The 14765-nt window shown below is 59.5% G+C and carries 13 protein-coding genes; 3 read left to right on the top strand and 10 right to left on the bottom strand.

Annotated elements, in window-relative coordinates; genetic code table 11:
- Positions 1-2 precede the first annotated feature (2 nt).
- Positions 3-218 carry a hypothetical protein gene (locus LOY28_RS25350; RefSeq protein ID WP_007938959.1) on the top strand — a complete coding sequence of 72 codons (216 nt, stop codon included), beginning with the start codon at positions 3-5 and terminating at the stop codon, positions 216-218.
- A 9-nt stretch (positions 219-227) separates the two neighbouring features.
- Here the strand turns inward: LOY28_RS25350 and yacG are convergent, their stop codons facing one another.
- Genes yacG through pilB form a run of 5 tightly spaced genes read right to left on the bottom strand, consistent with a single transcriptional unit; the run spans position 228 to position 4839 of the window.
- On the bottom strand, positions 228-428 hold the full coding sequence (gene yacG, locus LOY28_RS25345) for a DNA gyrase inhibitor YacG (RefSeq protein ID WP_018930185.1): 201 nt from the start codon (positions 426-428) through the stop codon (positions 228-230).
- Positions 425-1048, bottom strand: a complete 624-nt coding sequence (gene coaE / locus LOY28_RS25340) for a dephospho-CoA kinase (protein ID WP_026286732.1) — start codon at positions 1046-1048, stop codon at positions 425-427. Before coaE ends, yacG begins: the two co-directional genes overlap by 4 nt.
- Positions 1045-1917, bottom strand: coding sequence for an A24 family peptidase (locus tag LOY28_RS25335; RefSeq protein ID WP_018930187.1), 873 nt, complete (start codon positions 1915-1917; stop codon positions 1045-1047). The genes coaE and LOY28_RS25335 overlap by 4 nt, the downstream gene beginning before the upstream one ends.
- Before the next feature lies 1 nt (position 1918).
- Positions 1919-3136, bottom strand: a complete 1218-nt coding sequence (locus LOY28_RS25330; RefSeq protein WP_258612691.1) for a type II secretion system F family protein — start codon at positions 3134-3136, stop codon at positions 1919-1921.
- Positions 3137-3138: 2 nt separating this feature from the next.
- The gene (pilB, locus tag LOY28_RS25325) at positions 3139-4839 is read right to left on the bottom strand and encodes a type IV-A pilus assembly ATPase PilB (protein ID WP_258612690.1); all 1701 of its coding nucleotides are present in this window, start codon (positions 4837-4839) and stop codon (positions 3139-3141) included.
- A 226-nt stretch (positions 4840-5065) separates the two neighbouring features.
- Between pilB and LOY28_RS25320 the strand changes: the two genes are divergently transcribed.
- The gene (locus LOY28_RS25320) at positions 5066-5482 is read left to right on the top strand and encodes a pilin (RefSeq protein ID WP_018930190.1); all 417 of its coding nucleotides are present in this window, start codon (positions 5066-5068) and stop codon (positions 5480-5482) included.
- A 321-nt stretch (positions 5483-5803) separates the two neighbouring features.
- Positions 5804-6160, top strand: a complete 357-nt coding sequence (locus tag LOY28_RS25315; RefSeq protein WP_018930191.1) for a BON domain-containing protein — start codon at positions 5804-5806, stop codon at positions 6158-6160.
- Between the two features lie 173 nt (positions 6161-6333).
- On the opposite strand, the gene LOY28_RS25310 is transcribed toward LOY28_RS25315, so the two are convergent.
- From LOY28_RS25310 to pgi, 5 genes are all read right to left on the bottom strand, one after another.
- On the bottom strand, positions 6334-6630 hold the full coding sequence (locus LOY28_RS25310) for a DUF2845 domain-containing protein (RefSeq protein ID WP_258612689.1): 297 nt from the start codon (positions 6628-6630) through the stop codon (positions 6334-6336).
- Positions 6630-9617, bottom strand: coding sequence for a DUF748 domain-containing protein (locus LOY28_RS25305; protein ID WP_258612688.1), 2988 nt, complete (start codon positions 9615-9617; stop codon positions 6630-6632). The genes LOY28_RS25310 and LOY28_RS25305 overlap by 1 nt, the downstream gene beginning before the upstream one ends.
- A gap of 61 nt (positions 9618-9678) precedes the next feature.
- Positions 9679-10695, bottom strand: coding sequence for a class I SAM-dependent rRNA methyltransferase (locus LOY28_RS25300; protein WP_018930194.1), 1017 nt, complete (start codon positions 10693-10695; stop codon positions 9679-9681).
- 238 nt (positions 10696-10933) lie between these two features.
- Complete coding sequence (gene acs / locus LOY28_RS25295) at positions 10934-12871, bottom strand: acetate--CoA ligase (protein WP_258612687.1); 1938 nt, start codon at positions 12869-12871, stop codon at positions 10934-10936.
- Between the two features lie 147 nt (positions 12872-13018).
- Positions 13019-14683 carry a glucose-6-phosphate isomerase gene (gene pgi / locus LOY28_RS25290; protein WP_018930196.1) on the bottom strand — a complete coding sequence of 555 codons (1665 nt, stop codon included), beginning with the start codon at positions 14681-14683 and terminating at the stop codon, positions 13019-13021.
- Between the last annotated feature and the right edge of the window lie 82 nt (positions 14684-14765).

Raw genomic sequence — 14765 nt, 5'->3', positions numbered from 1 at the left:
AAATGAGTGTCTACGAGTGGGCCAGGCAGGAGTTGCGTCAGAGTCTGGATGTGGCGCAAGAGGTGGGCTTCGATCCGGGATTGAGCCTGCGCGCCTTGCTCAGTGCAGTGGTGCAGCAGAGCAAGGCAGTGCGCAATATCGAAGACCTGGCCGATGAGTTGCGGTTTCTCGCCGAGAACCTCGACGAGGGCCAGGACTATGGCTTTATGCGGCCCTGATGGCCGGGATCAGTGACGCGGGTCGAAGTCGCCGCTGAACATCTCGTCCTCGGCATCAGGGGGCACCGGGATCTTGTGTTCTTCCGACGCCCAGGCGCCCAAGTCGATCAGTTTGCAACGGTCCGAACAGAACGGCCGGAACTTGCTCTCGGGGCTCCATTCGACAGGGGCGCCACAGGTTGGGCATTCGACGGTCGGGGTTTGGCTCATGACTGGCCTCCACGCAAAGTAAGGTAAAAGTGATGCAGGCGTTCGACCTCGCTGTGCAGCCAGGCGAGGTCGCGGTCGTTGACCACCACATCGTCGGCATGGCTCAAGCGGTCCTGTCGGCTGGACTGAGCCTTGAGGATCGCCTGGACTTGCTGTTCGCTGGTCTGGTCACGCTGCAGGGTGCGTTCGATCTGTAACTGTTCCGGGGCATCGATCACCAGGACCCGTTGGGTCATGGCGTACTGCCCGGACTCGATCAGCAGCGGCGAAACCAGAATCGCGTAAGGCGATTGTGCCTTGGCCAGATGATGGGCGATTTCCTCGGCGATCAACGGATGCAGTAGCGCTTCGAGCCAGCGGCGTTCTTCCGGCACCTCGAAGATCAGCTTGCGCAGGGCTGCACGATCCAGCTGGCCATCGGCTTGCAACACGCCGGGGCCAAAGTGCTCGGCGATTTTTGCCAGTGCCGGGCGACCGGGTTCGACCACCCAGCGAGCCGCATGATCGGCGTCGACCACGTGCACGCCGAGGTCGATGAAGTGCTGCGCGGCCGCGCTTTTGCCGCTGCCGATGCCGCCGGTCAGGCCGAGAATCCAGGGTTTTTCCACAGGGGTATTCATTTCAAACCGACAAACTGCCAATAGAAGCCGGTTATTTGACCACCCCAGAGCAAGGCAATCCAGCCGGCAATGGCCAGATAGGGTCCAAAGGGTAGCGGCGTCGAGGTTTTCGCATCCCGCAGGCGCAGCAAAATCACCCCGAGAATGGCCCCTACCAGCGATGACAGCAGAATGGTCATGGGCAGGATCTGCCAGCCGCCCCAGGCGCCGAGCATCGCCAGGAGCTTGAAGTCACCGTAACCGATGCCGTCCTTGCCGGTGACCAGCTTGAACAGCCAGAACACCGTCCACAGCGCCATGTAGCCGGCCACCGCGCCCCAGAACGCGTCATGCAGTGATACGAAGAGCCCGAAGCTGTTGAGGACCAGTCCCAACCACATCAATGGCATCACCAGTACGTCCGGCAACAGTTGATGTTCGGCATCGATCAGGCTCATCGCCAGCAGGCCCCAACTCAGGACCAGCACCATGCAGGCCTGCCAGCCGAAACCGAAATGCCAGGCGACGAACGCCGACAGCAGGCCGCAGGCCAGTTCGGTCAGCGGGTAACGTTTACTGATCGGCGCTGCACAGCTCGAGCATCGCCCACGTAAAAACAGATAACTGAGTATTGGAATGTTCTCCCACACTCGAATCCGATGGCCGCAGTGGGGACACTCGGAGTGGGGCAATATCAGGTTGTAGGTCGGGCCGGGGGCTTCGGCTGGCAAGTCCAGTACGTCATGGGCCTGCAGGCGCCATTCACGCTCGAGCATTTTCGGCAGGCGCCAGACCACCACGTTGAGAAAACTGCCGATCAGCAGGCCGATCAGCCCTGCGGTCATCACGAAGGCCAGCGGGTTGAGGCTCAGAAATTCGTTCAAGGACATATCAGACCGCTGAGCCGAGTTGGAAGATGGGCAGGTACATTGCAACCACCAGCCCGCCGACGATAACACCCAGCACCACCATGATGAACGGCTCCATCAGGCTGGTCAGGTTATCGACCATGTTGTCCACCTCGGCCTCATAGAAACCCGCGACCTTGTCGAGCATGTCGTCCAGCGCGCCGGACTCTTCGCCAATGGCCGTCATCTGGATCGCCATGGTCGGAAAGATGCCGGAGGTACGCATGGAAAAATTCAGCTGCATGCCGGTCGAAACGTCCTGCTTGATGCGCAACACCGCTCGCTTGAACACGATATTGCCGGTCGCGCCCGCCACTGACTCAAGGGCTTCGACCAGTGGCACGCCGGCGGCAAACGTCGTCGACAGGGTGCGGGCGTAACGGGCCACGGCGGACTTGTACATGAGCGCGCCAACCAACGGCAGTTTCAGCAGCCAGGTGTCCGTCCGGTCGCGAAAGCCCGGGGAATTCTTGAAGGCATGGCGCAGGCCGAAGATCCCCCCAGCCAACACGCCGAGTATCATCCACCACCAGTCCTGCATGAACTCCGACAAACCGATGACCATCACGGTGAACGCCGGCAGTTCGGCGCCGAACCCCGAGAATACCGACTGGAACTGCGGCACAACCTTGACCAGCAGAATGCTGGTCACAATGATTGCGACGAACACCACGGCCAGCGGGTAGGTCATGGCTTTCTTGATCTTGGCCTTGAGGCTTTCGCTCTTTTCCTTGTAGGTCGCCACCCGTTCCAGCAGGGTATCCAGGGCACCGGCCTGCTCGCCGGCATCCACCAGGTTGCAGTACAGCTCGTCGAAATACTGGGGCTTTTTGCGCAGGGCCGCAGCGAAGCTGTTACCGGCCGCGACTTCCTGTTTCACCTCGTCCACCAACTTGCGCATGTTCGGGTTATCGAAGCCTTCGCCGATGATCTCGAACGATTGCAGCAGCGGTACGCCGGCTTTCATCATGGTCGCCATCTGCCGGGTAAACAGGGCAATGTCCAAGGGTTTGATGCGCTTACCGGCACTGAAAATGGACGTGGACATTTTCCGCACCTTGCCCGGGTTGATGCCCTGCTTGCGCAACTGGGCCTTGATCAGCGCGGGATTTTGACCGGTCAACTCGCCGGTCATTCTCGCGCCTTTGCGATCTGTGCCCTCCCAGGCATACACGCTGATTTTCGCTGCTTTGACCGCCATATTCAGTCCTTCGTGACCCGGTTGATTTCTTCAAGGCTGGTGATGCCTTGCATGGCCTTGAGCAAGCCCGAGGTGCGCAGGTCGTTGAAGCCGTCCTTACGCATCTGGAGGTCGATCTCCAGTGAATTGCCTTCGGCCATGATCAGCCGTTGCAGGTCAGGGGTGTTCTTTACCACTTCATAAATCCCCACTCGCCCTTTGTAGCCGGCGTTGCATTGATTGCAGCCGACCGGTTCATAGATCGTGAACGAGCCGATGCGTTCCTCGGGGAAGCCTTCCTTGAGCAGCGTCTCGCGGGGAATCTCGATGGGTTTCTTGCAATGGCTGCACAACTTGCGCGCCAGGCGCTGGGCAATGATCAGGCTGACCGAGGTCGCAATGTTGAAGCCCTGAATCCCCATGTTGTGCAGGCGGGTCAGGGTTTGCGCGGCGCTGTTGGTGTGCAGGGTGGAAAGCACCATGTGCCCGGTCTGGGCGGCCTTGATGGCAATTTCGGCAGTTTCGAGGTCGCGGATTTCGCCGACCATGATCACGTCCGGGTCCTGGCGCAGAAACGAGCGCAACGCTTGGGCGAAATCCATTCCCTGCCTGGGATTGACGTTGACCTGGTTGATGCCCTCCATGTTGATTTCCACCGGGTCTTCGGCAGTGGAGATGTTGATGTCGACGGTGTTGAGTATGTTCAGCCCGGTATAGAGCGACACGGTCTTGCCTGAACCGGTGGGCCCGGTCACCAGGATCATCCCCTGTGGTTGCTTGAGGGCGGCCATGTACAGGTCTTTCTGCTCCGGCTCATAGCCGAGGGCATCGATGCCCATTTGCGCGCTGGACGGATCGAGGATCCGGATCACCACTTTTTCGCCCCACAGGGTCGGCAGGGTGTTGACCCGGAAGTCGATGGACTTGCTCTTGGACAGGCGCATCTTGATCCGCCCGTCCTGGGGTTTGCGCCGCTCGGAGATGTCGAGACTGGCCATGATTTTGAGTCGCGAAGCAATGCGGTTGGCCAGCTGCGTTGGTGGCTTGGCGACTTCATGCAGGATGCCATCGGTGCGCATCCGCACGCGGTAGGTTTTTTCGTAGGGTTCGAAATGCAGGTCGGAAGACCCGCTCTTGATCGCATCGAGCAACATCTTGTGGACGAAGCGCACCACGGGCGCGTCATCGGTGTCCTGCCCGGCGATGGCGTCCTGTTTCTGGTCGTCGACCGACTCGATGTCCAGACCGTCGAGGTCGACATCGGCCATCTCTTCCAGGCCGGTGGCGTGGCTGTCGAAGAATTTTTCGATGGCGTCGCTGAGCTTGTCTTCTTCGACCAGGATGGCTTCGGTGTTCAGCCCGGTACTGAACTGGATGTCGTTGATGACCTGTTGATTGCTCGGATCGGAAACCCCCACGAACAGTTTGTTGCCGCGTCGCCAGAGGGGTAGGGCGTGGTGCTGGCGGATCAGTTTTTCGCTGACCAGCCCCTTGGGCTGGGTGTCTTTTTCCAGGCAGTTGAGGTCCAGCAGGGCCATGCCGAAATGCTCCGAAGCCACCTCGGCGACCTGCCAGCTTTTCAGCAGTTTGTTTTGCACCAGATAACTGACCAGTGAGACTCGATCGCGTTGGGCTTGCTGATATGCCTGTTGCGCACTTTGATCAGTGATCAGCTCGGCCAGCACCAATTGCTTGGCCAGACCGCTAAGGGCAATGTCATTCATTGGGATTCCGGACGCAGGCGGTTAATGACTTATAGCCTAGTCAAACAGTGGAACCAAACCAGCCGAGGTGAGGTGACAAAAAATGTCAGAAAGTGCGGATCCTGGGGGTACGAAAGGTCTTTGTCGTGATCCCGAGCCCAGTCTGCAGGGGCGCATACGACTTGGCATGACCTGTGCTGCACCCTGTACAGATCATGAGATTTCGACTCATGCATGGAGCCTGTCTATGAAAAATCAAAATGGTTTTACCCTGATCGAACTGCTGATCGTGGTGGCGATCATCGGGATTCTGGCGACGTTTGCGTTGCCGCAGTATTCGAAGTACCAATCACGGGCGAAGGTCACCGCTGCGCTTGCGGAAATCTCGGCACTGAAGGTGCCTTTCGAAGACATTATGAATCAGGGCACAGATCCTACCCTCGCTTTGATCGGCGGTACGGCGACTACAGGTAACTGCACGATTACGGCATCGGGTACCACCGCTACCGGTGTGGGCACTATTGCCTGCACGATCCTCAATGCTCCAGGGCCTGTGCTCAGCAAGACCATTACGCTTTCGCGTACCCTTGCCGGTGGCTGGACATGTGGCACCACGGTTGCGCCGGAGTACAGTCCAAAAGGCTGCACCGCCAGCGGTACCTGATTCACTTTGCCAGGCATACCCAGTGCCCCGTTCTCACGACACGGGGCATTTTTTTGCTCGTCATTTGGGGGCGATCCGATAATTCAGAAAACCCCCGACAATTCATGCCCTTAGACCTGCGTTAAAACCCGCAACTTGCATGTAGATAATGTCGCACTCATGCATTTTGCATGATTTCGAAAATTGTCATTGTTATTAAGCTATTGATTTATGTGTATTTATTTTTTATCGAGCAGTTGGCATAGCGTTCGCAATGTCTCTGGTAACCCTGCTGACAAGACGACACGCAGCAGATTTTCCAGAAGAACAGGAGTTACTCGTATGAAAAAGTTCGCTATCGCTGCCGCTACTGCTACCGCGCTGACCCTGACGATGGCCAACGCTGCATTCGCCCAGACCAGCCATACCACCCAGGCTCCCATGACGCTGGCCGCCGGTGAAGTGACCAAAGCCAAGGAAGCTACTTCCGATACCTGGATCACGACCAAAGTCAAAGCAGACCTGGTGACCGAAAAAGGCATCCCGGGTACCGACATCAAAGTTGAAACCAACAAAGGCGTAGTGTCGCTGTCGTCCACAGTTGCGCTGACTGAAGCTCAGAAAACCACCGCCGTGGCCATCGCCAAGAAAATCAAAGGCGTCAAAGCGGTGTCCGCTGACGGCCTGAAAACCGAGTAAGGCAAGGCTTCTCGCCTGGACCGGGAGAAGATGCGGCAGGCGGGCCAGGTCATACGTCTGTCGCTTTTTGAGAGCTCATGCGAAAGGCCATATGGACGTGGCCGTTACAGGCCCCGACATTCGTGTCGGGGCCTGTTCTATTGGGAGCAACGCAAAAAACTGTGGGCGCGAGTTCAGTTACCGCGTTTGCTGGTGATTTGAACCAATCGGTTTCCTTCAAAGCGCAGGTACTGGTACATCCCGCTGTTGGGCCCGTAGGTCCATTCTTCGACCTGAAACTCTTCCCGTCGATTGGCGCTGCGCTTGTAGCCAAGCAGGTCGCGGGCGACGGGCTCTCCGCATTTTTGCAGCACTTCGCTGGACCTGTCCCCGACGCTGATCAATTGACTGCCGCAGCGCAGGGTATCGGCGGCCGCGGCTTGGCCGGCAGCCAATACCAGGGCCAGGCTTATAAGCCATTGCGCGCCCATCACTCGGCATCCAGATGCAAGGCCGTCACCACGCGGCCATCACTTTCGGCCTCACCGAGGTTGGCGTCGATGAAGTACACGCGGTCATCGGCCAGCTGCCCTTTGTCCACCAGGTAGTCCTTGATGCTGCTGGCCCGTTCCTGGCCCAGCTGACGCAACAGAACCTCGCTGGAGCTCCAGAAACCGATCACGCTTTCACGCATTTTTTTGTTGCGTTCTTCCTTGCCCAGATCCTTCCATTCCGCGGGCGGCTGGATCTTGAGGCGTGTGCGGTAGATTCCTTCGAGCAGCGGGCCTTTCTCGCTGTCCGGCACTTCCAGCATGGTGGCCTGGGCCGGCACCTTGTCACCGCGGCGCTGGAGCATTTTGTAGTAGTTGTACTGGTATTCCCGTTCCAGGCGTTGCTCGGCGAGCAGCGGGCCGTCGCTGCTCTTGGCGGCAGTGCCTTCGATTTCAAGACGCAGGGCCGGACGCTCCTTGAGTGCCTGGGACAATTTGATCAGTGTCGCTTCGGCTTCCTTGCTCAAGTCACTTGAACCTGGTGCAAACGCCACGGTGCCCAAGTCCTCTGAACCACCGCCGCTGACCAGCCCGCCAATCATTTTGAACGGTGCCGCGGCCGCCTTCACGATCAGATTGCGCAGGGTCTGCCAGATGATCGGCATGATGCTGAACTGCGGGTTGTTCAGGTCGCCGCTCACCGGCAGTTCGATGGAAATCTTGCCGTCGACATCCTTGAGCAAGGCAATCGCCAGTTTCAGCGGCAGGCTTACTGCATCCGGACTGTCGACTTTTTCACCCAGTTGCAGCTGCTCGACCACCACTTTGTTTTCGGCCAGGAGCTGACCGTTGGTGATCTTGTAATGCAGATCCAGATTGAGCCGGCCCTTGCGGATGCGGTAACCGGCGAACTTGCCGGAATAGGGCGTCAGGGTCGTCAGTTCCACCCGTCTGAAACTGGTAGCGATGTCCAGGCTGGCCATTGGGTCGAACGGGTTGACCGAGCCCTTGATGGTCACCGGCGCATAGCGGTCGACCTTGCCTTTGACGTCGACGTTGGCCGGTTTTACATGGCGGCTGTCGATGGTGCCGATGTTCCCGTTCAGTTGTTGGACGGCCGTGGCGAAGTTCGGCGTCAGGCTGAAGTCGGCGAAGTTTGCCGAACCGTCATTGATGGCAATGCCGCCGATGTGGATGCCCAGCGGTTTTTCTTTTCCGGCTGCCGGTTTGGCCGCGGCGGTCTTGGCGCCGGAGTCGGCCGGTTGCGGGATCAGCAGGTCATCGATGTTGGTGGTGCGGTCATCGTTGATCATGAAACGCGCATAGGGCTGGAACAGATTGACCTTGTCGATCGACAGGCTGTCGCCGTGCTGATAGTTCAGGCCTTCGAGCGCCAACTGTTGCCACTTGAGGAAGTCTCGGGTTTTCAGAGTGTCGAGGGTATGCAACTGGTCGATCTGGGCTTTGCCTGTGACGCTGAACGCCAGCGGCTCGGTGCTTTTCAAGTCGACCGCCAGATCACTGCCCAGCATGCCGCTACGCAGTTCGAGGCGAATGAACGGATTGATGTAGGACTGGGCGACGCGCAGGTCGATATCCCTGGTCTGCACGTTCAGTTTGGCGCTGATCGGGGCCAGATTGACCGTGCCGTCCGCCATGATCTTGCCTTGCTTGCCCACGCCCGTGTCGAGCTTGAGATTGAAAGGGGAGCCGTTGAGGCTGTCGAAATTCTGCAGATCCAGGTTCAGCGGGCCGAGCTCCAGCGCTACGGCGGGTTGTGCCTTGCGGTCGGCCAGGTGCACCTGATAATTACGCAGTTGCACGTCTTTGAGCAGCACCTGCCAGGGCTTGCTCGGCGCAGTCGGTTCGGGCTTCGGTGAATCGGCTGCCGCGGGTGTGCTGGTGGGTTCGGCGTTGGCTTTGGCCGCCTGTTTGGATGGCTGGCTGGCGAACAGTTTTTGCCAATCGAGTTGCCCATCGGCTTCGAGGGCTGCCCAGGTTTCCAGTTTCTGGCTGCGGATCTTGCCGACCACCACTTGCTGCTTGGCCAGGTCCACGGTGGTGTCGCTGATGTCCAGACGTTCGAGCTTCGCCAGCGGTCGGCCGTCCGGCGCCTTGATGGCGAAAGGCGCGACGCTGACGGCGACGTTGTCCAGCAGCAGTTCGGTGCCTTTGTTCAGATTGAGTTTGTAGTCGGTGCTCAGGTTCAGGACGCCGTTTTCCAGGACCAGTGGCACAGCATCGCGCACATAGGGCCAGAAGGATTTCATCTTGCCATCGGTGATTCTCAGCTTACCTTCAGAGGCGATCGGGCTCAGGCTGAAATTGCCGGTCCAGTCGATCTGCCCGCCGGCCGGGCCGACCGCGACCAGGGTCATGTCGGCGTTGTCGTCGGGCAGGGTGCTGAGGTTCTTCAGCTCGAAATCGAGTTTGTCGTAGAGGAACTCGATGGGCTCGCTGGGCCGGGCATCTACGAAATGCAGGTAGCCGCCGGCCAGTTTGATCCGCTCCACGCGCAGCGGGAAGGGTTTGGCGTTCGGGTCGACCGGGGTCGGTTCGCTGGCGGGGATTTTGAACAGCCCGAGAAGATTGAGCTGGCCGTCCTTGCCGAAGAGTATTTCGGTCTTGGGTTTGTCCAGTTCGATATCCGACAGATGCAGCGCCTTGGTCCACAGGCTGTCGATCTGCAGGTTGGCGTACAGGCGTTCGAAGCCCACTTGTTCCTTGCCCGGCTCGCCGATGATCAGGCCCCAAAGGGTTACTTCAAGGCTGAACGGGTTGAGTTCGATCCGCGAAATCGTCGCGGGCGTCGTGGCGTAGTTGGCCAATTGCTGGTTGGCAACCCGCAACGCGATGCCCGGCAAAATCAGAAACCCCAGCAGGCTGTAAAGGGCCAGGGCTGTTAACAAGGCGCCGATAGCGCGGATCAATCCTTTGGGCATGTGTGGCTTCATCTGTCGGAATCGGAGTGCCTTGGAGTATGGCATGCGTTTGCGGTTCCGAAGCAATCACGCTTTATAGGATTTGTCTGATAACGGGTGTGGATTGTCAGAGCTGCAGGATCAGCGTTTTCAGCGGTGGCTGTTGATCCATTGACGGGAAATCGCCGCCCGGTTTCATCACTGTCCATTCGCGAACCGGACGACCAGCCTTCTCTGCGCAGCGCAAAACCTGTTCACGCCAATCGTCCATGCTGACCTTCGCCAGGTTGTTGCAGCAGATCAGTACGCCGTTGTCGGCGGTGGTCAGCAGCGCCGGTTTGAGCAGGCTCTGGTAGTCGCGCAACAGGTCGACCGTGCCGAAAGCACTCTTGGCCCAGGCCGGTGGATCGAGCAGCACCAGATCGTATTGACGCGGCTCCAGGCGCTGATAGCTCGGCAGTTTTTGCCCACGACGCTGGCTGATCGGCAGGCCGGCCAATTGACGAATCGCCGGGAAGTAGTCGGACTGGATGAACTCCATGGTCGGCAATTGCGGGTTAAGCAGACCGTTCTCGCGGCCGACCGCCAGGTTACCTTCGGCAAAGTCCAGGTTGCACACCTCGCTGGCACCACCGGCCGCAGCGCAGAGACCGACGCCACAGGTGTAGGCAAACAGGTTCAGCACACTTTTGTTTTTGCTGTGCGCCTTGACCCAGCCGCGGGCGTTGCGCAGGTCGAGAAACAGCAACGGATCCTGGCCGGCATGGCGCCCGCGAACCCGGTAGTTCAGCCCCCATTCGTGGCCAATCAAGTCTTGCAGGGCGGCCTCGTCGGCGCGGTAGACGGTGTCTTCGCGGTCGATGCGCGAGTTGCCGCGGGAGCGGTCGTTGTAGACCAGCAGGCTATCGAGGCCCAGCTGTTGATTGACGATTTCGTGCAATTGCAGCAGGGCGTCACGCTCCAGTGACTGATGAAAGCTTTGCACCAGCAGTTGCGGGCCATAGCGGTCGATGGTCAAGCCGCCGGCACCTTCCTGGCTGCCGTGGAACAGGCGATAGCAATCGGTGCCTTGATGATGCAGCTCGGCGAGCAGGTCCTGGCGACGATCAAGGGCGGCGCACAGCGCCTGATTCAAGGAAGACATGCTGGGCGCCTTGCTGGAGGGAATTGGGGGCGCGGGAGTTTAACAGCTCTGGGCTTTGAGTTTGGGTGGCAAATGCGAGGGATGTGGTGACTGTGCCGCCGTCTTCGCGAGCAAGCCCGCTCCCACAGCGGATTTAGGTGAGGCACAATTTTCGTGTTCACTGAAGATCACCTATCGGAGCGGGCTTGCTTGCGCAACCCGCCGAATGGCTCGGCCAAACGGCGGTTGCGCGAGCGATCTACGAGTTCAGGCGTTTGTCGATCAAGCCCTGCACCACGCTCGGGTCGGCGAGGGTCGAGGTGTCGCCGAGGCTGTCCAGTTCGTTGCAGGCGATCTTGCGCAGGATCCGTCGCATGATCTTGCCCGAACGGGTTTTCGGCAGGGCCGGGGCCCACTGGATCAAGTCCGGTTTGGCGAAGCTGCCGATTTCCTGGCTGACATGGGCCAGCAGTTCTTTCTTCAGATCGTCGTTGGGGTCGACGCCGTTCATGGGTGTAACGAAGGCGTAGATCCCCTGGCCTTTGATGTCATGGGGGTAACCGACCACGGCGGCCTCGGCAATGCTGTCGTGCAGCACCAGCGCGCTCTCCACTTCGGCGGTGCCGATGCGGTGCCCGGAGACGTTGATCACGTCGTCGATGCGCCCGGTGATCCAGTAATCGCCGTCCTCGTCGCGGCGCGCGCCATCGCCGGTGAAGTAGTAGCCGGGGTAGGGTTTGAAGTAGGTTTCGACCATCCGTTTCGGATCGCCGTAGACGCTGCGGATCTGCCCCGGCCAGCTGGACTTGATGGCCAGCACGCCACTGCCGGCGCCTTTGATTTCCTTGCCTTGTTCATCGAGTAACACCGGTTGTACGCCGAACATCGGTTGGGTGGCGCAACCGGGTTTGACCCGTTGGGTGCTGACCAGCGGGCTGAGCATGATGCCGCCGGTTTCGGTCTGCCACCAGGTATCGACAATTGGGCAGCGCTGCTCGCCGACCGTATTGAAGTACCACTCCCAGGCTTCCGGGTTTATCGGCTCGCCGACAGTGCCGAGTAATCGCAGGCTCTCGCGGGACGTTTCCTTCAACGGTCCGGGGCCTTCACGCATCAACGCACGCAAGGCGGTCGGGGCGGTGTAGAAGATGTTCACGTGGTGCTTGTCGATCACCTGCCAGAAGCGCGAGGTGCTGGGGTAGCTTGGGACGCCTTCGAAGATCAGCGTAGTCGCCCCATTGGCCAGCGGCCCATAGACGATGTAGCTGTGGCCGGTGACCCAGCCGACATCGGCGGTGCACCAGAAGACTTCACCGTCGCGATAGTCGAGCACGTACTTGAAGGTCATTGCCGCTTGCAGCAGGTAGCCGCCAGTGGTGTGCAGCACGCCTTTGGGTTTACCGGTGCTGCCGGAGGTGTAGAGGATGAACAGCGGGTCCTCGGCGTCCATCGGCTCTGGCGGGCAATCGTCACCGACATCGCGCAGGGCCTGGTGATACCAGAGGTCGCGGTCTTCAACCCAATTCACCTGGTTTTGGGTGTGCTCGACCACGATCACACTGCTGACGTGCGGGCAACTTTGCAGGGCCTTGTCGACGTTCTGTTTGAGCGGCACGAATTTACCGCCGCGCACGCCTTCATCGGCGGTGATTACGGTGCGGCAGTCGGCGTCGAGGATCCGGTCACGCAGTGAGTCCGGGGAGAATCCGCCGAACACCACCGAATGAATCGCGCCGATCCGCGCACAGGCGAGCATGGCGTAGGCAGCTTCGGGGATCATCGGCATGTAGATGCACACGCGGTCGCCTTTCTTCACGCCACGACTTTTGAGCACGTTGGCCAGTCGACAGACGTTGTGATGGAGTTTTTTGTAGGTGATCTGGATGGATTCGGCGGGGTCATCGCCTTCCCAGATGATCGCGGTTTGATCGCCACGCTTTTCCAGGTGACGGTCGATGCAGTTGTAACTGACGTTTAACTTTCCGCCGGCAAACCAGCTTGCGTCACCGGTTTTCAGGTCGTACCGCTGAACGGTCTGCCACGGCGTGCTCCAGTCGAGGAACCGTGTGGCCTGTTCGGCCCAGAAGGTGCTGGGGTGCTCAATGGATTCACGGTACAGGCGCTTATAGTCGTCCTGACTCAACTGTGCAGCCCGGCGGACGGCATCGGCTTTGGGGAACGTGCTGATATCGAACATGACGGTTCCTTATTCTTGTTTTGCGACAAGAGGGGAGCTGCGCGACCCCGTGTAGGAGCGCACGCCACCGATTTTGCAGTAAACCCGGTGCCGTGGAACTGTCAGTGCTGCAAGTTGAAGGGGCGGGTAAACCGCCCCTTCAGCCTATCACCCGCGGTGACGACCGCGGAAGTAGTTGATCAGGCCTTGGGTGGAAGCATCGTCGGCCGGGGTTTCTTCGCTGCCGACCAGGCGGTTGTAGACGCCTTTGCCCAGCTCTTTACCCAACTCCACACCCCACTGGTCGAAGGCATTGATGCCCCAGACCACGCTTTGCACGAAGACTTTGTGTTCGTACAACGCTACCAGTGCGCCAAGACGCCGCGGGCTGATGCGTTCGAGCACCAGGGTGTTGCTCGGACGGTTGCCCGGGATCACCTTGTGTGCGGCCAGTTTTTGCACTTCATCCTCGGCCATACCCTTGTCACGCAGTTCGGCTTCAGCCTCGGTGCGAGTCTTGCCGAGCATCAATGCCTGGCTTTGCGACAGGCAGTTGGCGTACAGCCACTGGTGGTGGTCGGACACCGGGTTGAAACTGACGATCGGCACGATGAAGTCGGCAGGGATCAGTTGGGTGCCCTGGTGCAGCAACTGGTGGTAAGCATGCTGACCGTTGCAGCCAACGCCGCCCCAGATTACCGGGCCGGTATCGGTGGACACTGGCGTGCCGTCCTGGCGCACGCTCTTGCCGTTGGATTCCATGTCCAGCTGTTGCAAGTGCTTGGTGATGTTGCGCAGGTAGTGGTCGTACGGCAGGATCGCGTGGCTCTGCGCGCCCCAGAAGTTGCCGTACCAGACGCCGAGCAACGCCAGCAGTACCGGCATGTTCTGTTCGAATGGCGCGCTCTGGAAATGCTGGTCCATGGTGTATGCACCGGACAGCAGTTCCTTGAAGTTCGACATGCCGATGGCCAGGGCAATTGGCAAACCGATGGCCGACCACAGCGAGTAACGGCCGCCGACCCAGTCCCACATCGGGAAGATGTTCTCTTCACGAATACCGAATGCCACGGCCGCCGCGTTGTTGCTGGAGACGGCGATGAAGTGACGGTACAGCTCGGCTTCCGAACCGCCCTGAGCCAGGTACCAGGCGCGGGCGGCCTGGGCGTTTTTCAGGGTTTCGAGGGTGTTGAAGGATTTCGACGAGACGATGAACAGCGTGGTCTCGGCGCGCAGCTTCATGGTCAGTTCGTGGAATTCACTGCCGTCGATGTTCGCCAGGTAATGGCAACGCACGCCTTTCTGGGCGTAGGACAGCAGCGCTTCGGACACCAGCTCGGGGCCGAGGAACGAGCCACCGATGCCAATGTTCACAACGTCGGTGATCGGCTTCTCGGTGTAACCGCGCCACAGACCGTCGTGGATACGGCCCACGAGATCGGTGATCTGGTTCAGCACTTTGTGCACGTCGGGCATCACGTTGACGCCGTTGACCGACAGCTTGTCGCCCACCGGACGGCGCAGTGCGGTGTGCAGGGCCGGGCGTCCTTCGGAAGCGTTGACGATTTCGCCCGAGAACAGCGCTTTGATCGCGCCCTTGAGGTCGACTTCGTTGGCCAGGCCCACCAGCAGATTGCGGGTCTCGGCGTTGATCAGGTTCTTCGAGTAGTCGAGAAACAGGCCGCAGCTGCTGAGGGTGAATTGATTAAAACGCTGCGGATCGGCATTAAAGGCTTCGCGCATGCTGAAATCCTGCATGGCTTGGCGGTGGTCATTCAGCGCTTGCCAAGCGGGCAGAGCGGTAACGTCGTGAGGAGTGCGGTAATACGCCATCGCTGCGGTTTTCCTTTTACTTGAACGGCCTTTTGAACACTAAAAATCCCGGAGCGCTGTGGGTGGGCGTCCGGTCAACTGC

The organism is Pseudomonas sp. B21-017 (genome assembly GCF_024749245.1).
Taxonomy (GTDB): Bacteria; Pseudomonadota; Gammaproteobacteria; order Pseudomonadales; family Pseudomonadaceae; genus Aquipseudomonas.
Note: the sequence above shows the minus strand (reverse complement) of the source record. Positions and strands in the feature narration are given on the sequence as shown.